The organism is Serinibacter arcticus (assembly GCF_004786095.1).
Lineage (GTDB): Bacteria > Actinomycetota > Actinomycetes > Actinomycetales > Beutenbergiaceae > Litorihabitans > Litorihabitans arcticus.
Genome location: NZ_RHPJ01000003.1, coordinates 415,817 through 434,941 on the forward strand (window position 1 = coordinate 415,817; position 19,125 = coordinate 434,941).

The 19,125-nt window shown below is 72.8% G+C and carries 20 protein-coding genes and 1 tRNA gene; 16 read left to right on the forward strand and 5 right to left on the reverse strand.

From position 1 onward, the window contains the following. The first annotated feature begins 143 nt into the window (after positions 1-143). Positions 144-1,163: a heme o synthase gene (locus SERN_RS10950; protein ID WP_269846139.1), complete on the forward strand. Its 1,020-nt coding sequence runs from the start codon at positions 144-146 to the stop codon at positions 1,161-1,163. After that, positions 1,157-2,173 (forward strand): site-specific tyrosine recombinase XerD, encoded by a 1,017-nt coding sequence (gene xerD, locus SERN_RS10955; RefSeq protein ID WP_408640868.1) that lies wholly within the window; start codon positions 1,157-1,159, stop codon positions 2,171-2,173. The genes SERN_RS10950 and xerD overlap by 7 nt, the downstream gene beginning before the upstream one ends. Positions 2,174-2,192: 19 nt before the next feature. On the opposite strand, the gene SERN_RS10960 is transcribed toward xerD, so the two are convergent. Then, positions 2,193-3,047, reverse strand: a complete 855-nt coding sequence (locus SERN_RS10960) for a TerC family protein (RefSeq protein ID WP_233251623.1) — start codon at positions 3,045-3,047, stop codon at positions 2,193-2,195. 74 nt (positions 3,048-3,121) lie between these two features. Here SERN_RS10960 and SERN_RS10965 point away from each other — a divergent pair, with 74 nt between their 5' ends. The 12 genes from SERN_RS10965 to SERN_RS11020 all read left to right on the forward strand — a co-directional run bounded on the left by SERN_RS10965 (position 3,122) and on the right by SERN_RS11020 (position 12,842). Beyond that, a complete protein-coding gene (locus SERN_RS10965; RefSeq protein ID WP_135850161.1) occupies positions 3,122-3,979 on the forward strand; it encodes a ParA family protein in 858 nt (285 codons plus the stop codon). Beyond that, positions 3,963-4,859 carry a segregation and condensation protein A gene (locus tag SERN_RS10970; RefSeq protein ID WP_135850162.1) on the forward strand — a complete coding sequence of 299 codons (897 nt, stop codon included), beginning with the start codon at positions 3,963-3,965 and terminating at the stop codon, positions 4,857-4,859. Before SERN_RS10965 ends, SERN_RS10970 begins: the two co-directional genes overlap by 17 nt. Further along, on the forward strand, positions 4,852-5,445 hold the full coding sequence (gene scpB, locus SERN_RS10975; RefSeq protein WP_135850163.1) for an SMC-Scp complex subunit ScpB: 594 nt from the start codon (positions 4,852-4,854) through the stop codon (positions 5,443-5,445). Before SERN_RS10970 ends, scpB begins: the two co-directional genes overlap by 8 nt. Continuing rightward, positions 5,442-6,179 (forward strand): pseudouridine synthase, encoded by a 738-nt coding sequence (locus SERN_RS10980; RefSeq protein WP_233251624.1) that lies wholly within the window; start codon positions 5,442-5,444, stop codon positions 6,177-6,179. The genes scpB and SERN_RS10980 overlap by 4 nt, the downstream gene beginning before the upstream one ends. Then, positions 6,176-7,333 carry a prephenate dehydrogenase gene (locus SERN_RS10985; protein ID WP_135850164.1) on the forward strand — a complete coding sequence of 386 codons (1,158 nt, stop codon included), beginning with the start codon at positions 6,176-6,178 and terminating at the stop codon, positions 7,331-7,333. The genes SERN_RS10980 and SERN_RS10985 overlap by 4 nt, the downstream gene beginning before the upstream one ends. Further along, a complete protein-coding gene (gene cmk / locus SERN_RS10990) occupies positions 7,330-8,028 on the forward strand; it encodes a (d)CMP kinase (RefSeq protein ID WP_135850165.1) in 699 nt (232 codons plus the stop codon). The genes SERN_RS10985 and cmk overlap by 4 nt, the downstream gene beginning before the upstream one ends. Next, on the forward strand, positions 8,025-8,738 hold the full coding sequence (locus SERN_RS10995; protein WP_233251625.1) for a lysophospholipid acyltransferase family protein: 714 nt from the start codon (positions 8,025-8,027) through the stop codon (positions 8,736-8,738). Before cmk ends, SERN_RS10995 begins: the two co-directional genes overlap by 4 nt. A 182-nt stretch (positions 8,739-8,920) precedes the next feature. Then, positions 8,921-10,330 carry a ribosome biogenesis GTPase Der gene (gene der, locus SERN_RS11000; protein WP_135850525.1) on the forward strand — a complete coding sequence of 470 codons (1,410 nt, stop codon included), beginning with the start codon at positions 8,921-8,923 and terminating at the stop codon, positions 10,328-10,330. Further along, positions 10,327-11,445 carry a hypothetical protein gene (locus SERN_RS11005; RefSeq protein WP_135850166.1) on the forward strand — a complete coding sequence of 373 codons (1,119 nt, stop codon included), beginning with the start codon at positions 10,327-10,329 and terminating at the stop codon, positions 11,443-11,445. Before der ends, SERN_RS11005 begins: the two co-directional genes overlap by 4 nt. Positions 11,446-11,600: 155 nt before the next feature. Further along, positions 11,601-12,059, forward strand: coding sequence for a YdbT family protein (locus tag SERN_RS11010; RefSeq protein ID WP_135850167.1), 459 nt, complete (start codon positions 11,601-11,603; stop codon positions 12,057-12,059). 76 nt (positions 12,060-12,135) lie between these two features. Further along, a complete protein-coding gene (locus tag SERN_RS11015) occupies positions 12,136-12,390 on the forward strand; it encodes a hypothetical protein (RefSeq protein WP_135850168.1) in 255 nt (84 codons plus the stop codon). Beyond that, positions 12,387-12,842, forward strand: a complete 456-nt coding sequence (locus tag SERN_RS11020; protein ID WP_135850169.1) for a hypothetical protein — start codon at positions 12,387-12,389, stop codon at positions 12,840-12,842. Before SERN_RS11015 ends, SERN_RS11020 begins: the two co-directional genes overlap by 4 nt. A gap of 95 nt (positions 12,843-12,937) precedes the next feature. On the opposite strand, the gene SERN_RS11025 is transcribed toward SERN_RS11020, so the two are convergent. Then, on the reverse strand, positions 12,938-14,068 hold the full coding sequence (locus SERN_RS11025; protein WP_135850170.1) for a baeRF11 domain-containing protein: 1,131 nt from the start codon (positions 14,066-14,068) through the stop codon (positions 12,938-12,940). Positions 14,069-14,106: 38 nt separating this feature from the next. Continuing rightward, the gene (locus SERN_RS11030) at positions 14,107-15,648 is read right to left on the reverse strand and encodes a dihydrolipoyl dehydrogenase family protein (RefSeq protein ID WP_135850171.1); all 1,542 of its coding nucleotides are present in this window, start codon (positions 15,646-15,648) and stop codon (positions 14,107-14,109) included. Between the two features lie 109 nt (positions 15,649-15,757). Between SERN_RS11030 and SERN_RS11035 the strand changes: the two genes are divergently transcribed. Continuing rightward, the gene (locus tag SERN_RS11035) at positions 15,758-16,795 is read left to right on the forward strand and encodes an LLM class flavin-dependent oxidoreductase (RefSeq protein ID WP_233251626.1); all 1,038 of its coding nucleotides are present in this window, start codon (positions 15,758-15,760) and stop codon (positions 16,793-16,795) included. 142 nt (positions 16,796-16,937) lie between these two features. After that, positions 16,938-17,011, forward strand: a tRNA-Pro gene (locus SERN_RS11040). A 79-nt stretch (positions 17,012-17,090) separates the two neighbouring features. On the opposite strand, the gene SERN_RS11045 is transcribed toward SERN_RS11040, so the two are convergent. Both SERN_RS11045 and SERN_RS15350 read right to left on the reverse strand, forming a co-directional pair. Then, complete coding sequence (locus SERN_RS11045) at positions 17,091-18,800, reverse strand: endo-1,4-beta-xylanase (protein WP_135850173.1); 1,710 nt, start codon at positions 18,798-18,800, stop codon at positions 17,091-17,093. A 128-nt stretch (positions 18,801-18,928) separates the two neighbouring features. Further along, positions 18,929-19,105, reverse strand: a complete 177-nt coding sequence (locus SERN_RS15350; RefSeq protein WP_158292638.1) for a hypothetical protein — start codon at positions 19,103-19,105, stop codon at positions 18,929-18,931. Positions 19,106-19,125: the final 20 nt, after the last annotated feature.

Genomic DNA, 19,125 nt, shown 5'->3' on the forward strand with positions numbered 1-19,125 from the left:
GGGACGCGGCGGGCGCGGGTCAGCATGCGAACGCTCCCGCCGTGTGCGCGATCCGACACCGCCCGTCCCCGTTCAACCGTCGGACCGTCGCCGCGACTGCCCTACGATGGAGGGACCACTGATTCCAGGGGAAGGACAACGGCGTGGCCTCGACCGACTCGCGTCCGGGACGTCTCGTGACGCCGTCGACCCCGCAGGCGGACGCCGTCCCCGGCGGTTCCTCCGAGACTTCTGCGACGGCGCCGAAGCCCGCTCCCGAGCGCTCCGGCTGGCGCCGCACCCTCGGCGCCTACGTCTCGCTGACGAAGCCGCGCGTGATCGAGCTCCTCCTGGTCACCACGGTTCCGACGATGATCCTCGCCCAGCGCGGGCTCCCCCCGATCTGGCTCATCCTGGCCACGCTCGTCGGCGGTGCCGCGGCGGCCGGATCGGCCAACGTGCTCAACTGCTACATCGACCGCGACATCGACGCCGTCATGGGTCGCACCAAGCGACGCCCGCTCGTGACCGGTGAGGTCACGCCGCGCCAGGCCCTGGTCTTCGGCACCGTGCTCGGCGTCGCCTCGATCGCGTGGTTCGCGCTGGTGGTCAACGTCGCCGCTGCGCTGCTGACGCTCGGTGCGATCCTCATCTACGTCGTCGGCTACACGATGATCCTCAAGCGGCGCACGTCGCAGAACATCGTGTGGGGCGGCGCCGCGGGCTGCATGCCGGTGCTGATCGGCTGGTCCGCCGTCACCGGTGGCCTGGAGTGGGCCGCCCTCATCCTGTTCGGGATCATCTTCCTGTGGACGCCGCCGCACTACTGGCCGCTGTCGATGCGCTTCAAGGACGACTACGCCGCCGCCGGCGTGCCGATGCTGCCCGTCGTGGCCGGCGAGCGGCGCGTGGCCGGTGAGATGGTCGCCTACGCCGTGGCCATGGTGCTGTGCTCGCTCGCGCTGATCCCGGTCGCCGGCATGGGCTGGGCGTACATCGTCGCGGCGTCCGTGGCCGGCATCTGGTTCACGGCCTCGTGCGTGCGCCTGTACCGGATCGCGATCGACCCCGAGCGTCGCGGTGTGGCCTCGCGGGGCCCGGCCATGAAGGTCTTCCACGGCTCCATCACGTACCTGACGATCGTGTTCGCGGCGGTCGCCGTCGACCCGTTCCTCCCGTGGTGACCGGCGCACCAGCGCCCGAGAACGACCCGCCCGCGCCGTCGGAGCGCGCCGTCCCGCCCCGGTCCACGTCCGGTGCGGCCGACGGTCCCTTCGCCGAGTTCCTCGGCGACTACCTGGCCCACCTCACGGTCGAGCGCGGCGTCAGCGACCACACCGCGAACGCCTACCGTCGCGATCTGACGCGCTACACCACCTACCTCGCCTCGCGCGGCCGGGACGACCTGCGCGCGGTGGGTCCGCACGACGTCGCCGAGTACGTCGAGGTGCTGCGCACGGGCGCCGACGGCGGATCGGCACTCTCACCAGCGTCCACGGGGCGCGCCGTCGTCGCCGTGCGCGGCTTCCACCGGTTCGCCGTGCTGGAGGGTCGCGCCGAGGCGGACCCCGCCTCGGAGGTGCGGCCGCCGTCGTCGACCAAGCGCCTGCCCAAGGCCATCAGCGTGGCTGAGGTCGAGGCGCTGCTCGAGGCCGCCAGCGCCGACGAGGGTCCGGCCGGGCTGCGCGACCGCGCGCTGCTGGAGCTGCTGTACTCGACCGGTGCCCGCATCACGGAGGCGGTCTCGCTCGCCGTCGACGACGTCGACCTGGACGCCGCGACGCCGCTGGTGCGGGTCTTCGGCAAGGGTCGGCGGGAGCGGATCGTGCCGCTGGGCTCGCACGCCGTGCGCGCCCTGGGTGCCTACCTCGTCCGGGCCAGGCCGGTGCTGGCCGCGCGGGGTCGCGGGGGAGCGGCCCTGTTCCTCGGTCAGCGCGGGGCGCCGCTGTCGCGCCAGAGCGCGTGGGCCGTGCTGCAGGACGCCGCCACGCGCGCCCGCCTGGACGTCCAGGTCTCCCCGCACACGCTGCGCCACTCCTTCGCCACCCACCTGCTGGCGGGCGGCGCGGACGTCCGCGTGGTGCAGGAGCTGCTGGGCCACGCGTCGGTCACCACGACGCAGCTGTACACGCACGTCACCGTCGCCACGCTGCGCGAGGTGTATGCGGCCGCGCACCCCCGCGCGCTCGGCTGAGCGGCGGATCCCGGCGGGGTCAGTCCTTCGGGGCGGTGATCGGCTTCCGCGAGATCGTCACGGCGCCGGCGTTGTCGGTCGAGGCTGCGGCCACGGCGTCGCCGTCGTCGGCGCGTCGGCGGGACTGACGCAGGTCGACGGCGGTCGTCCCACCCTCGCCGTTCGCTGCGCGCTGACGCTTGCGGTAGGCCATGTTGAACGCCTCGACGAGGATCGCGAACGCCATCGGGCCGTAGATGAGCGCCTTGTCGGCCTTGTAGCCGAAGCCGTCGGCGACCAGGAAGGCGCCGATGAGGAGCAGGAACGCGAGCGCGAGGATCTTCACCGACGGGTGCTTGTTGACGAACGTGAAGATGTGCTTCGCGGCCACCAGCATGATGCCGAACGACAGCACCACCGCGACGATGATGACGAGCAGCTCGTCGACCATGCCGACCGCGGTGATGACCGAGTCGAACGAGAACACCAGGTCCATCAGCAGGATCTGCACGAGGATCGCGCCGAACGTGGCGGTGGCGGCCTTCGAGCCGCCGTGGCCGGACTCGGTGCCCTCCATCTTCTCGTGGATCTCGTGGGCCGCCTTGTAGATGAGGAAGCCACCGCCGACGATCAGGATCAGGTCGCGTCCGGAGAAGCCCATCGAGCCGACGGTGAACAGGTCGTCCTTGAGCGAGATGACCCACGAGGCGGCGAACACCAGGCCGACCCGCATCACCATCGCGAGGGAGAGTCCGAGGTTGCGGGCCTTGGCCTGCTGCTCGACGGGCAGCTTGCTGGCGAGGATCGAGATGAAGATGACGTTGTCGACGCCGAGCACCAGCTCGAGCACGAACAGCGTGAGGAAGGCGACCAGGAGGTCGGGGGTCAGTGACACGGCGAGATCCATGAGGACAAGGTAGCGGCGCGGCCGTCACCGACGGTGGATCGACCGCGCGATACGGTGGGGCCGTGAGTGATGTTCAGCCGACCCTCGACGTCGACACCCCCGACGCGCAGGACTTCCCGGTCCCTGCGCCGCTGCCGTCGCACGGTCCGGCGCGCATCATCGCGATGTGCAACCAGAAGGGTGGGGTCGGCAAGACCACCACCACGATCAACCTCGGTGCCGCGCTCGCCGAGTACGGCCGCAAGGTCCTCCTGGTCGACTTCGACCCCCAGGGGGCCGCGTCCGCCGGGCTCGGCATCCCCGCGCACGAGCTGGACAGCACGATCTACACGGCCCTGATGGACTCCCGCGTGGACGTCCGCACGATCGTCCAGGCGACCGCGGTGCCGAACCTCGACCTCGTCCCCGCCAACATCGACCTGTCGGCCGCCGAGCTGCAGCTCGTCAACGAGGTCGGCCGCGAGCAGGCCCTGACCCGGGTGCTGCGCCCGATCATGGACGACTACGACGTCGTGCTGGTCGACTGCCAGCCGTCCCTCGGCCTCCTGACCGTGAACGCGCTGACCGCCGCGCACGGCGTGATCGTGCCGCTGGAGACCGAGTTCTTCGCGCTCCGCGGCGTCGCGCTCCTGCTGGAGACGATCGAGAAGGTCCGCGACCGCCTCAACCCCCGGCTGCGGACCGACGGCATCCTGGCGACCATGTACGACGGCCGCACGCTCCACTCGCGCGAGGTCCTCGCCCGCGTGCGCGAGGCGTTCGGGGACGACGTCTTCACCACGATCATCGGCCGGACCATCAAGTTCCCCGACGCGTCCGTGGCCACCGAGCCGATCACGTCCTACGCGCCGTCGCACCCGGGCGCCGAGGCGTACCGACGGCTCGCGCGCGAGCTCGTCGCCCGTGGCGACGTCGCCTGACGCCGCCCCGGCGGTTCGCGCGTCGCGGCCGTCCTTCGAGGTCAACCTCGACAACTTCTCCGGACCGTTCGACCTGCTGCTCTCGCTCATCGCGAAGCACCGGATGGACGTCACGGAGGTCGCACTCGCCGTCGTGACCGACGACTTCATCGCGTTCCTGCGCTCCCAGGACGTGTGGGAGCTGGAGCAGGCCAGCGAGTTCCTCATCATCGGCGCGACGCTGCTGGACCTCAAGACCGCGCGCCTGCTGCCCGGCCTGGAGACCGAGGACCCCGAGGACCTCGAGCTGCTCGAGGCGCGCGACCTGCTGTTCGCGCGGCTGCTGCAGTACCGCGCCTACAAGGACGTCGGGGCCGACATCGAGGAGCGGTGGCACCGCGGCGCGGGCTCGTTCCCGCGCAACGTCTCGCTCGAACCGCGCTTCGCCCAGCTCCTGCCCGACCTCGTGCTGGCCATCGGCCCGGAGGACCTGGCGCGCATCGCGGCCAGGGCGCTCGCCCCCCGGCCGGCCCCCGAGGTGCGACTGGACCACCTGCACGCCCCCGCCGTGAGCGTGCGCGAGCAGGCGTCGCTGATCGTCGCGCGGCTGCGGCGCCACCCCGTCACCACGTTCCGGGCGCTGACGGACGACGCCGGCTCGACCGCCGTCGTCATCGGCCGCTTCCTGGCGCTGCTGGACCTCTACCGCGAGGGAGTGCTCGCGTTCGAGCAGCCGGCCTCGCTCGGCGAGCTGACGATCCGGTGGCTCGGGGGAGCGCGCGAGGTCGAGGTGTCCTCGGACTTCGACGAGACCGCCTCCGTCGGGGCGGGCGCCGTCGGCGGGGAGGAGCCGACCGAGCCCGGCCGGGTAACCTCGTCCGGTGGCCCCAGGGATGAGTGACGACGACGGCGTCGAGCCCCGTCCCGATCCCGCCGACCTCCCCGGCGGCGAGCAGGCCGCGATCGAGGCGATCCTCGCCGTCGTGGACGAACCCGTCAGCGAGACCCGGATCGCCCAGGTCCTCGGCATCCCGCGCGAGCGAGCGCGCCACCACCTGCACGACCTGGCGGCCTCCTACCGCGGCGCCGACCGCGGCTACGAGCTGCGCGAGGTCGACGGCGCGTGGCGCCTCTACTCGGCCGCCGCGTTCGCGCCGTTCGTGCGCGACCTCGTGCTCGACGGGCAGACGGCGCGTCTGACGCAGGCGTCGCTCGAGACTCTCGCCGTCGTCTCCTACCGCCAGCCCGTCAGCCGCGGCCGGATCGCCGCGATCCGCGGTGTGAACGTCGACGGCGTGGTGCGCACCCTGGTGACGCGAGGGCTGATCGAGGAGGCGGGGCGCGACGGCGAGGGCGGCGCCACGCTGTACCGCACCACCACCTACTTCCTGGAGCGCATGGGGCTGGCCTCGCTGGACGAGCTGCCGCCCCTGGCGCCCTACCTGCCGGGCATGGACGAGCTGGACGACGTGGAGGACCTGCGGTGAACGAGGACGACGAGGGCATCCGCCTGCAGAAGGTGATGGCGGCCGCCGGGGTCGGGTCGCGGCGCGTGAGCGAGGATCTGATCGCGGCCGGTCGCGTGAGCGTCAACGGCGAGGTGGTGACGGAGCCGGGGCGCCGCGTGGACCCCACGCGCGACGTCGTGCACGTGGACGGGCTGCGCGTGCAGCTCGACGACCACCACCTGACCCTGGTGCTGAACAAGCCGCTCGGGGTGATCTCGGCGATGTCCGACGACCGCGGTCGCCCGACCCTGGAGCCGTACGTCGAGCCGACCGGCAAGCGGCTGTTCCACGTGGGCCGCCTGGACTCCGACACCGACGGGCTCCTGCTGCTGACGAACGACGGCGAGCTCGCCCACCGCCTCGCGCACCCCTCCTACGAGGTCTCCAAGACCTACGTTGCCGAGGTGCGCGGCGACGTCGCGCGCGGCGTCTCGCGTCGGCTCCGCGAGGGTGTCGAGCTCGAGGACGGTCCGGCCAGGGCCGACAGGTTCACCGTGCTGCAGCAGCGCCACGACGCGAGCGTGGTCCAGATCCAGCTGCACGAGGGACGCAACCGCATCGTGCGCCGCATGCTGGAGGAGGTCGGCCACCCGGTGACGCGCCTGACGCGCATCGCCATGGGCCCGATCCGCCTCGGTCAGCTGCGGCCGGGCCAGACGCGTCCGATCGTCTCCACCGAGCTCGGCCAGCTGATGAAGGTCGTCGGGCTGTGACGGAGAGGACGGCGACGACGGGGACCCTCAGCACCGCCGGGCCGGTCCTCGTGATCGGCTCGGGTCTGCTCGGCACCAGCGCCGGTCTCGCGCTCAGCATCGGCGGCGTGCCCGTGCACCTGCAGGACACCTCGCCGTCGGCCCGCGCCCTGGCGCGCGACCTCGGCGCCGGCGCGCTGCTGGACGACGGCGGCCTCGAGACCCGGGCCCCGCAGCTCGTCGTCGTCGCGGTCCCGCCCGACGTGACCTCCGACGTCGTGGCGCAGGCGCTGCGCGACCACCCTGACGCCGTCGTGACCGACGTGGCGAGCGTCAAGGCCGTGATCCTCGCGGAGCTGACGGCGAAGGTGGACGCGGGCGGGCTGACCGCGGCCGACCTCGCGCGCTACGTCGGCAGCCACCCCATGGCCGGGCGCGAGCGCTCCGGCGCGGCCGCGGCCGACGCGGACCTGTTCTCCTCCCGGCCCTGGGTCGTGGTGCCGCACGCGGGCAGCGCACCGGGCGCCGTCGCCCGGGTGCGTGCGCTCGCCATCGACCTCGGTTCCGTCCCGCTGCAGATGGGCGCGCAGGAGCACGACGACGCCGTCGCGCTCGTCTCGCACGTGCCCCAGGTGCTGTCCTCGCTCGTGGCGGCCCGCCTGGTCGAGGCCGACGACGGCGCGCTCGCACTGGCCGGTCAGGGGCTGCGCGACGTGACGCGCATCGCCGCGAGCGATCCGCGGCTGTGGGCCGCGATCCTCGTCGGCAACGCGGGTCCGGTGCGCGACCAGCTGCGGCTGGTGAGCGAGGACCTCGCCACGCTCGTGCACGCCCTGGACGCCGCCGCGCAGCAGGGACCGCTCACGCCGGGCGCCATGGCCGCCGCGAGCGACACCGTGCGGCGCGGCAACGCCGGCGTCTCGCGGGTGCCGGGCAAGCACGGCGGCGCACGTCGGTCCTATGCGGAGGTGACGGTGCTCGTGCCGGACTCCGAGGGCCAGCTCGGTCGCCTGTTCGCGACCGTCGGAGATCTGGGAGTCAACATCGAGGACGTCACCATGGAGCACGCCACCCAGCACCGCGTCGGCATGACGACGCTGTCCGTCGTCCCGGAGGCGGCCGACCGTCTCACCGAGGGTCTGGACGCCCGCGGCTGGCGGGTGGTGCAGGCATGAGCCTGGTCATCGCGCTCGACGGGCCCTCGGGCTCGGGCAAGTCCACCGTCGGCCGGCACCTCGCGCGGGTGCACGGCCTCGGCTACCTCGACACGGGGGCGATGTTCCGCGCCGCCGCCTGGTACTGCCACCACCGCGGGATCGACCTGGACGACGCCGCGGCCGTGGTCGACGCCGTCGCGACCCTCCCGCTCGAGCTCGACCTCGATCCCGACGCGACCGGGGTGGTGGTCGACGGCGTCGACGTCACCGCGGCCATCCGCACGACCGAGGTCACCACGCACGTCAGCCGCGTGGCCACGAACCTCGGCGTGCGCGCCGAGCTGAAGGCGAGCCAGCGCGCCATCATCGCCCGCGAGGGCACGCCGCAGGGGTGGAGCGAGGGCCGCGGGATCGTGGCGGAGGGACGCGACATCACCACCGTCATCGCGCCCGACGCCGACGTCCGCATCCTGCTGGTCGCGCGCGCCGAGGCGCGCCTCGCCCGGCGCGCGCTGGAGCTGCACGGCAGCGCCGACGACGGCGCGCTGGAGGCGACGCGCGACCAGATCGAGCGCCGCGACGCCGACGACTCCACCGTGTCGCAGTTCCTCGCGGCGGCCGACGGCGTCGTGACCCTGGACTCCTCCCACCTGTCGCTGGCGGAGACGCTGGCGGCGGCGGAGAGGATCGTCGCGGAGCAGCGCGGGTCGTGACCGGTCCGCGGGGCGATCGACGACGGGCGCGACGGTCGGGTTCGCTGGTCACTCCCGACGTGCTGCGGCGCGGGGGACCGTCGTGGTCGCGGCACGTGGGTCGGGTCCTGGACCACGTCTGGTGGCGCACCGACGTCGTCGGCGCCGAGCACGTCCCCGCGACGGGACGCGTGCTGATCGCGCCCAACCACACGGGCGTCGTCGACGGCCCGCTGGTGCACGGCGCGATCCCGCGCACCTCCCACTTCCTCGTGAAGCAGGAGTTCTTCACCTCCCGGCTCGGCTTCCTCATGGACTGGGCCGGTCAGATCCCGGTCGACCGCAGCGGCGGCGGGCCCGCGCTCGCCGTCGCACGCGCGCTGCTGGAGGAGGACCGCTGCGTGGGCGTGTTCCCCGAGGGCACCCGCGGCCGCGGCGACGTGCAGGCGGCCCGTGCCGGGATCGCGTGGCTCGCGGTGCACACGGGTGCGCCGATCGTGCCGTGCGCGGTCCTCGGGACACGCCCCGCCGGACGCCCCCGCGGCTGGGTGCCGCCGCCGCGGACGCGGCTGCACGTCGAGTTCGGGGAGCCGATCCCGGTCGCGGCCGGGGGTGGGCGGCGTGAGATCGCCACCACGATGGCGACCCTCCAGCGAGCGATGCAGGACCTGCTGGAACGGGCGCAGGCCCGGACCGGGGTGACCCTGCCGAACGCCGACGCGCACGACTGATCGGTCACTTCTCCCTCCTGGGCGGCGCTCCGGCATCGGGAGCGTCACCAACCTGGGATGATGGGTCGGTGACTGACTTCAACACGCCCGATCAGCCGGCCGCCGGCGACGAGCTCCACGACGACGAGACCATCGTCATCGACCTCGCCGAGACCGAGGACGACATCCGTCAGGCCGAGGTCATGCGCCTCGGCCTGGAGGACTACGAGCTCGACGAGGAGGACGCCGCCGTCCTGTCGGGCGTGCGCGAGCTGACTGCCGACGAGATCCCGGACGCCGCGCTGCCGGTGCTGGCCGTCGTCGGCCGCCCGAACGTCGGCAAGTCCACGCTGGTCAATCGCGTGCTCGGTCGCCGCGAGGCCGTCGTGCAGGACACGCCCGGTGTGACGCGCGACCGCGTGCGCTACCGCGCCGACTGGGCTGGACGCCCGTTCATCCTCGTGGACACCGGCGGCTGGGAGCACGACGCCCGCGGCCTGAACGCGCGCGTGGCCGACCAGGCCGAGGTCGCGGTGTCGCTGGCCGACGCCGTCATCTTCGTCGTGGACGCCACCGTCGGACCGACCGCCACGGACGAGAAGGTCGTCCAGGTGCTGCGCCGCTCCGGCAAGCCCGTGCTGCTCGTGGCCAACAAGGTCGACAGCCCGCGCGACGAGGCCGACGCCGCCACGCTGTGGTCGCTCGGTCTCGGCGAGCCCTACCCCGTCTCGGCCCTGCACGGCCGGGGGAGCGGCGACATGCTCGACGCCGCGATGCTGCTGCTGCCCGAGGTCTCCGCGGTCGGCGGCGTGCCGATGGGTGGCCCCAACCGCGTGGCGCTGGTCGGCAAGCCGAACGTGGGCAAGTCCAGCCTCCTGAACTCGATCATCGGCCACGAGCGCGTGGTGGTCGACGACGTCGCCGGCACGACGCGCGACCCGGTCGACGAGCTCGTCCAGATCAACGGCAAGCCGTGGGTCCTGGTGGACACGGCGGGCATCCGCCGCCGCGTGAACCAGACGCAGGGCGCCGACTTCTACGCCTCGCTGCGCACGCAGGCCGCGATCGAGAAGGCGGAGGTCGCCGTCGTCCTCATCGACGCGAGCCAGACGATCACCGAGCAGGACATCCGCGTGATCCAGGAGGTCATCGACGCCGGTCGCGCGCTCGTGGTCGCCTACAACAAGTGGGACCTGATGGACGAGGACCGCCGCCCGTTCCTCGAGCGCGAGATCGAGCAGGGCCTCGTGCAGATCCCGTGGGCGCCGCGCGTCAACGTGTCCGCCAAGACGCGCTGGCACGTGGACCGCATCGGCAAGCACCTCGACTCCGCGCTCGACGGTTGGGAGACGCGCGTGCCGACCGGCCGCCTCAACGCGTTCCTCGGCGAGCTCACCGCCGCGACGCCGCACCCCGTGCGCTCCGGCAAGCAGCCGCGCATCCTGTTCGGCACGCAGGCCGACACGCGTCCGCCGCGGTTCGTGCTGTTCGCGACCGGCTTCCTCGAGGCCGGCTACCGCCGGTTCATCGAGCGTCGCCTGCGCGAGGAGTTCGGGTTCGTCGGCACGCCCATCGAGATCAGCGTCCGGGTGCGCGAGAAGCGCAAGCGGTGACGAGGGGCGACGGCGGGGGCAGGTCGGACACGTCCGGGAAGGACGACCGCACGCGTCCCGCCGCGCTCCTGCGCTGGGGCCTGCCGCGCGACCACCGCGCGATGGAGCACGTCATCACGTTCGTGGTGCTGACGCTCGCGACCATCCTCGTCACGCGCCTGTTCCTCATCGCGACCGGCTACCCGCAGGTCGGGGGCGACGGTCTGCACATCGCCCACGTGCTGTGGGGCGGCGCGCTGATGGTGGTGGCGTTCGTGATGCTGCTGCTGTTCATCGGCCCGGTGGTACGCCCGGCGGCGGTGCTCGTGGGCGGTATCGGGTTCGGTCTGTTCATCGACGAGGTCGGGAAGTTCCTCACCGACGACAACGACTACTTCTACGAGCCGGCGTTCGCCATCATGTACGCCTGCGTCGTGGCCATCGTGGTGGCGGCGGACCTGGTGGCGTCGCGACGCCGTCGCGCACCCTCCGAGGACGTGGCCGCAGCCGCGGACATCGCGGTGACCGGCCTCGTGGGTGGGCTGTCCGTCCGCCAGCGGGCGGTCGCGGGCGAGCTGCTGGAGCGGGCCTCCGACGGGTCGGACGGCTCATCCGGTGCCGCCGGTGCCGTGCGTGGTGCCGACGAGGTCCGGGCGCTGCTCGAGGCCATCCCGGCCGACGACGACGAGCTCCCCGACCCGGTCCGCACCCTCACGCACCGGACGGCCGCCGCCGCGCGCCGCGTCGTCTCCGAGACCAACGGCTGGCGGATCGCGCTGTGGGGGACGGCGGTCATGCTCCTCGCCTCCGTGGTGGTGGCCGTCACGGACGTGTCCGCGGCGATCGAGAGCGGCGTGGCGTTCCTCGTCGTGGTCTCCGGCCTCTCGCTCGTCGGGTCGTGGGCGCTGTGGTTCCTCGCGTTCCGCTCCCAGCGGTCCGACGGCGGAGCACCCGCCCGCCGTCGTGCGCTCGACCTGCTGCGCGGGGCCGTCGCGACGAACCTGCTCGTGACGCAGGTCGCGCTGTTCCGGTTCGACCCGTGGCAGGCAACGATCCTGGTGATCGTCGGGATGGTCCTGCTGCTGGTGCTGTGGGCGGAGCAGCAGCGCCGCCACGCGGGCGCACCGGCCGCCTAGCTGCCTGCCCCTCCGCCGCCCCCACCCCGCGGCGCCGCTGCCCCCACCCGCACCCCTCCGCCGAGAACGTCCCTCCTCGCGGTATCGACGCCGATACGCGAGCTGCGACGTTCTCGCCGGGTGCGGTGGCCGGGGAGCGCGCTTACCGTGGACGGATGCCCGTCGTCGTCGCCGCGAAGCCTCGCCACTGGAGCGACGTGGTGTTCGTCCCTGCGGGACTGATCGGTGCGCTCGTCATCGCGCCGGACGAGGTGTGGTGGATCCGCCTCCTGGCGGCACTGGCCTCGATCGTCGTGGCCGGCGTGATCCTCTGGGTGATCCGTGGCTGGCGGACTCACGCGATCGTGGCGATCGACGACGCGCTCGAGCTGCGACGCCGGTTCGGGACGCGCTCCATCCCTCGTGAGCAGATCACCGCGGTGCGCGGCGACCACCCGACCCGACAGCGATGGTCGACGCGAGCCTTCGTCGAGGTGGGTGACGACCGGGTGGAGCTCCCGCTGTTCCTGGACGTCAAGGCCGCCGACGTCGTGGAGAGGCTGCAGGAGTGGCACGGCAGCGCCCCGGCTGACGGTGACGCGCCCCCGCCGTCGCCCCCGTCCCCGCTGATGTGACCCTCGCCCTCGGGTCGCCAGGTCTCGGGTGTCGTGCGAGGGTCGAGGAATGGAGCCGCTGCCGAGGAACGAACCCGTGCGTGTTGCGGGCCCGCCGTCCTGGGTGCTGGCGTTCGGTGTGATCTTCCTGGCGCTGGGAGTGCTGCGGCTGACACTGCTCGGCGGCGGGTCGTGGGAGCCGGCACTCGGTCTCAGCCAGATCGGTATCGGTCTGCTGTGGCTGGCCGGATGGCTGCGGATGAGACAGCTCTCCCGTCGTCCGACGCGCGGGCCGGAACCGCACGTCCCGCCGCACCCCGCTCGGCACAGCACCCGGGCTCCTCGCCAGTGACCGGCGACGTCGACGCTCCCGGCGAGGCCGTCGTCGCGAGAAGGCGGTCCTTCGGTCCGGTGGAGGCCCTCGGCATCCTCCCCGCCGTCTACTTCGGATCGGGTGTCCTCGCCTCAGGCGGCGGTCGCGTGCTGGCAGCGGCAGCGATAGCCGTCGCGCTCCTGGGGCTCTCGTGGCTGATGCGTGGCTTCGCGACCCACGCCGTCGTAGTCACGCCGACGGCCCTCGAGCTGCGACGCCGCTACAGGTCGGTCGTCGTCCCGCGCGAGACGGTCCACCGCGTCCGCGGGAGCAACGCGCAGCGGCCGGAGTGGTCGTTCCGGGTGTTCCTCGACACCGACCGCGGGAGGGTCACCATCCCGGACCTCTCCAAGCCGCCGGTGACCGAGGTGCTGACGCAGCTGCAGGCGTGGCACGCCGACACCGCGGTGGACGAGCAGGCCCGCGACTGATCCACGCCCCTCGCAATCCCCGAGAACGTCCCTGCTCGCGGTATCAGCGCGGATACCGCGAGCTGGGACGTTCTCGTCAGAGGGGCAGTGGGGGACTAGTCCAGCCCGACCGCCTCGCGCGGGGCGCGCAGCAGCGCGGCCACGGGCGAACCGTCGACGAGGTCCGCGTTGCGCACGGCGTGCACCGTGCCACCCGTGTTCAGCACCCGCGCGGCGATCTCGTCGACGAGCGCGTAGGTGCCGGGGCCGGGGGACTCCGCCGTCGTGATCGCTCCGAGGTCGTCGATGCTGCCCTCGGTGTGGTCGTCCATGTCGAAGTGCAGGTCGTCGACCTGGCCCATCGTGGCCGCGATCGCGACCTCGGAGAGCTTGCTGGTGGCGCGGCCGTTGCTGCGGGCGGTCCCGAAGTGCTCGCGCCAGGTGTCGAGCTGCTGCGCGTAGGTCGCGTCGAGGATGGCGCGGGCCTTCTCGTCCACGCTGTCGGCGTCGAGCGAGGTCGGGTGCACGTCGATGCGCTCCTCCAGGAGCGTCGGGTGCGTGTTGATCGCGCGGTAGGCCGGGTCGAACTCGGGGCCGGCGGCGAGGATCAGCGGGAGCTCGTCCTGCATGTGCGGGAGCGCGGCGTCCTGCACGGCACGCGCGAACCGCTCGCGCTCGGGCCGGTCGCCGAGGTTGCCGCGTGCCCGGCCCCGGTCCGCCTGCCCGTGGTTCTCGGCGTGCGTGAGGAGGAGCTGGAGGTCGTCGGGCAGGTCGAGGTGGACCTCGTGGGCGCGCGAGTCGGCGGTCAGCGCCCAGAGGTGCACGTCCTGCTCCGCCAGACCCAGCACGTACCCGCCGTGCGGGAACGTGCGGGCGCGCAGCAGGGCACCGAGGTCGTACCGGTCGCCGACGCGCACCGAGTCCTGCACGCGGTTCGCGAGGCGGTAGGTGCGCAGATCGCCGTCGGCCGAGAAGATCGCGAGCGAGTGCGCCTGGTGGCGCCAGAACTCGTGGTCGCCGTCCAGCTCGCGGATCGGGTCGAGGGTGCGGGCGGCGACGGCGTCGCTCGTCCCCGCCGACGACAGCTCCTTCTCGGCGTCGCTGATCGCGTTGCGCAGCGCGAGCCGGATGCGTTCGTGGTCGGCGGGGACGGGGGAGGACGCGAGGTAGATGCTCACGCTCGCGTCGTTGCGGGCCCCCATGAGGGCCGCGAGGTCGGAGGTCCTGGGAAGATCGACGGGAAGCATTCTTTACCGTACGCAGATCATTCCCAGGAAATCCAGTCCTAGGAGGTCGGGGCCTTCGGCGAGCGCGCGGTGTCCCGTCCGAGGGACTCGAGCATCCGCAGCCACACCTCGCTGAGCGTGGGGTAGGCGGGCACGACGTGCCACAGGCGGTGCAGCGGGACCTCGCCGACGACGGCGGTGGTCGCCGCCTGCAGCAGCTCGGCCACGTCCTGGCCGACGAACGTCGCGCCGAGCAGGACGCCGCGGTCGGTGTCGACGATGAACCGCGCCTGCCCCTCGTAGCCCTCCGCGTGCACGCTGCTGCCGGCGACGGAGGCGAGGTCGTAGTCGACCACCTTGGTGGCGCGCTCGTCCTCCTCCGCCTGCGCGGCCGTGAGCCCGATCGAGGCCACCTCCGGCTCGGTGAAGACGACGGCGGGGACGGCCTCGTGGTCGGCGGTGGCGACGTGGGCGCCCCAGGGGGCGTCGTCGACCGTGCCCCCGGTGGCGCGCACGGCGATGACGTCGCCCGCGGCGCGGGCCTGGTACTTGCCCTGGTGGGTCAGGAGGGCGCGGCCGTTGACGTCGCCGACGGCGTAGAGCCACTCGATCGGCTCACCGCTCGTGTCGAGCACGCGCAGGGTGTCGTCGGTCTCGAGCGTCTGACCCTTCTCCAGGCCGACGGTGTCGAGCCCGAGGTCGTCGGTGGCGGGCCGGCGGCCCGTGGCGACCAGGATCTCGTCGACCTCGAGCGTGGAGCCGTCGGTGAGGGTGAGCGTGGCGGGGTTGGCGCTGGTGGTGGCGTCGGCCGGGTCCGAGCCGACGGCGGCCGCGGTCCCGCCCCCGGCGCGCGACACCTCCGACGCGCTGGTGCCGGTGCGGACGTCGGCACCCGCCCCCGCGAGGGCCTTGGCGACGAGCTCGCCGGCGAACGGCTCCAGGCTGCCGAGCAGCCCGTCGCCGCGCACGAGGACGGTGACGTCGCTGCCGAGGGCCGCGAACATCGTGGCGAACTCCGAGGCGACCACACCGCCGCCGAGGATCGCCAGGCGCGGCGGCACGGTCGACGTCGCGATGGCCTCGCGGTTGGTCCAGGGGCGTGCCTGCGCCAGGCCGGGGATGTCGGGGACGACGGCGACGCTTCCGGTGCTGACGGCGACGGCGTGGCGCGCGGTCAGGGTGCGCGTCTCGCCGTCGTGCTCCACCTCGACGGCGAGGCGACGCGCGAGGCGGCCGTGGCCGCGGACCAGGGTGATGCCGGCGCTCTCGAGCCACTCGGCCTGGCCGGAGTCGTCCCAGCTCGCGGCGGCGCCGTCGCGGAAGGCGAACGCGGACTCGACGTCGAGCTCACCCGTGACGGCCTCGCGCGCACCGGGCACGCGGCGCGCGGCGGTGAGGGCGTGCGCGGGGCGGAGCAGGGCCTTGGTCGGCATGCACGCCCAGTAGGAGCACTCGCCGCCGATGAGCTCGGACTCGACGATGGCAACGGTCAGACCGCCCTGGACGGCGCGGTCGGCGACGTTCTCGCCGACGGGGCCGGCCCCGATGACGATGAGGTCGAACTCGGACGTGGACTCGGGAGACGCGGTGGTGTCGGTCATGGGTCGAAAGTACGCCGGGATCGGTGCCACCGGGAGGATTCCGTTCGCCCTGGGAGGAACGGGAACACCGACGGCGGGGTCGGGGGTTGTCCTTGGGGTGAAGCTCAGCGTGCTCGACCTCATCCCCGTCCGGACCGGCCAGACCTCCCGGGAGGCGCTGCTGGCCAGCGCAGCCATGGCGCGCGAGGCGGATGCGCTCGGGTTCACGCGCTACTGGGTGGCCGAGCACCACAACATGAGCGCCGTCGCGAGCTCGGTGCCGGGCGTGCTGATCCCGTTCCTGGCGCAGGGGACGTCGCAGATCCGCTTCGGCTCGGGCGGCGTGATGCTTCCGAACCACGCCGCGCTCGCGATCGCCGAGCAGTGGGCGCTGCTCGAGGCCATGCTGCCGGGACGCATCGACCTCGGCATCGGACGCGCCCCGGGCTCCGACCCCGTGACCGCCTACCTGCTGCGCGGCGGGGCGCAGGGCGCCGGCGTCGACACCTTCGAGCAGGACGTGACGCTCGCGTCGGCGCTGCTCGGGATCGGTGGCGACCCGGGGGGGTCGGTCGGCATCTCAATCTCCGGCCGTCCGTACGAGCTGCGCGCGACGCCGCGCGGTGAGTCCTCGCCCGACCTCTGGCTCCTGGGCTCCAGCGACTACAGCTCCGCGCTCGCCGCGCGGCTCGGCCTGCCGTACGTGTTCGCGAACCACTTCGGGATGCCCGGGCTCGAGATGGCGCTGGCGCGCTACCGCGCGGAGTACCAGCCGTCGGAGGCCTATCCCGAGCCGCGGACGCTGCTGCCGCTGAACGTGGTGGTTGCTCCGACCGATGCCGAGGCGATCGAGCTCGCCGGACCGCAGCTGGTGCAGATGGTGCGGCTGCGGAGCGGCGCGCCGCTCGGACCGCAGCTGAGCGTGGAGGAGGCGGCCGCGTATCCGTGGACCGACGCCGAGCGCGCGATGGCCGACCAGGTCCGGGCCGGATGGTTCGTGGGTGAGGTCGGCGCGGTCGCTGGTCGCCTGCGCGAGGTCGCGGAGCGGCACGGCGTGGACGAGATCATGATCGCGCCCGTGGCCGGGATGCGGGAGACCGACCCCAAGGACGCGGTGCCCTCGCGCGTGGAGGCGTTGCGGGTGCTGGCGGGGGAACTGCTCGGCTGAGGACGGATCGGCGACGGCGGAGGGCAGGTCTCCCGCGCGCGGCGGCCGGTTCGGGGCCCGTGTGGTCGGGGGCGGTCCGCGGGCTGTGTAGACTACTGGAGGCCCAAAAAGCCGCTGGTTCGCCAGCGGATCCGAGGGTCGGCGGGCTGTGGCGCAGCTTGGTAGCGCACTTGACTGGGGGTCAAGGGGTCGCAGGTTCAAATCCTGTCAGCCCGACCGCGAACGGCGAGCTTCCTGAGGAAGCTCGCCGTTCTTCTTGCCCGGGTGCGAGCCCGTCTCGGGACTGCAGCAGCGGTCACTCACCCGCGAGCACTCTCCTCACCGCGTCGTACGCGGGCGTCGGCTCGTCGTCGCTGAACAGCAGGTCACGGCCCTGCTGCAGGTCGCCGTCGTCGTCGACGAACCAGTCGTACCGGTCGTCCACACCCCAGGTCGTGTAGGAGACGCAGGCGTCCGACCGGAGGCAGGTGGCGAGGACCGTGGCGTACTGCTCCGCCTGGACGTCCTCGCCCTCGTCGTCCGTGACGTCGTTCTCGGAGATGCGGACGTCCAGCCCGGCATCCTCGAAGGTGGCGAGCGTCGTGGCGAGATCCTCGGCGGAGATGGCGTCCGTGTCGAGGTGGTAGACGTGCGACTGGAGGCCCACCCCGTCGATGTGCCCACCCTGCTCGTTCGTCTCGACGGCGAGCCGGAGCAGGGCATCCTGGCGTGGACCCGGCACATCGGCGCCGTTCTCGTTGATGAGCTGTCTGACGTCCGGGTCGGCGTCGTGGACCGCCTGCGAGACCGCCAGCGGATAGGTCGGTCCGAAGACCCGGTGCCAGACGTTCTCCTGCAGACCGGTTCCCTGGTCGACGTCGAACGGTTCGTTGACGACGTCGAGGGAGTCGAGGCGACCTCGGAAGTGGGTGACGACGGTGGTCACGTAGTCGAGCAGGACCGCGGCGCTGGCCCGGCGCTCCTCCTCCGAGCCGGTGGGCAGCGTCTGCATCCAGCGGGGCATCGCCTCGGTGAAGGCGATGGTGTGGCCGTGCACGGCCATTCCCCTGCTCTCCGCGAGGTCGAGGAGGGCGTCGGCCTCCTCGAAGGTGTACTCGCCCTGGCGGGGTGCGAGCGCCTGCGGCTTCATCGCGTTCTCCGGGGTGAGCGCGCCGAACTCGCCCACGACGTGGTTCGCGTAGCCGGCGTCCGAGACGAGCGGACCGAGCGCCACGGCCGCGCCGATCAGGAAGTCAGGGCGAGCACGAGCGGTGAGAGCCTGCAGACCTTCCGGAGACGGTGCGGCGTGGGCCACGACGGGACCGGCCGCGGCCAGGGAAGCGCCACCCGGCGCCGAGGCGGTCAGCGACGTGACGGTGAAGGACCCCTCCTCGCTGGACAGTCCCAGCCAGAGCTCGCCCGACCCGAAGACGTCACCGACCGGCAGGGAGGAGAGTGGCTCACCACCACTGGCGATCTCGAGCCGGTCGCCGGAACGTTGGACGGAGAGCTCGGCCTCGGGGTCGACAACCGTGACGTTCTGCTCCTGCAGCGGCCGAGGGTCGTCGGCGACCTGCGGGGCAGAGCCGTCGACGACCCTGATGCGAAGCACGTCACCGCGGAGGGTGAGGTGCAGTCCCGCGGGCTCGATCCGGAACTCGTCCGCGATCACCGGCGGGCTGTCGTAGACGGCCAGCGTGGCGTCCGCGGTCACGTCCGCGAACGACACCCCGAGAGAGAAGTCGTCGGTGGCCACCAGATGCGTCCCGGCAAGGTTCACCGGCGGATCCGGCTGGCCTCCGCCGCCGTCCTGCCCGACGATGCTTCGTCCCGTCGCCGCCACGCGGAGGCCGTCGTCGTGCGCGACGATGCCGGGAACCTGCCGCCAGTCCTGCTCCAGCAGATCGATGACGGTGACGTGCTCCGACGGCGTGACCGCCGAGGTGCAGCCCGCCAGGGCGACGAGAAACCCGGCGGTTGCCGCGCTCACGACGCGCCCGCGCCCTCGCTCGCGCCGAACGGTCATGCGAGGAACCTAGCGGACGCTCCTCGACCGCCCGCGCGCTCGCGACGTCCGGCGACCGCCAGGGCCCGTCCAGCGTCCGGCGACGGCGATGGCGACGGCGCCGGTGCGCCGGCGTCGACGACGACGTGTCAGACCTGCTGCTGCCCCTGGTCGACGCGGAAGGTCTCACGCTCGCGCTCGTGCGCGCGCAGTGCCGAGCGGGTCGCGCTCCTGACGATCAGCCACTGAATCACGGAACCGATGATCAGCGCCGGCAGCCAGTACGGCAGGTTGATCATGATGGTGTCGAAGAGGCTGTGTCCCATGGACGCCAGCCTAGGGTCGG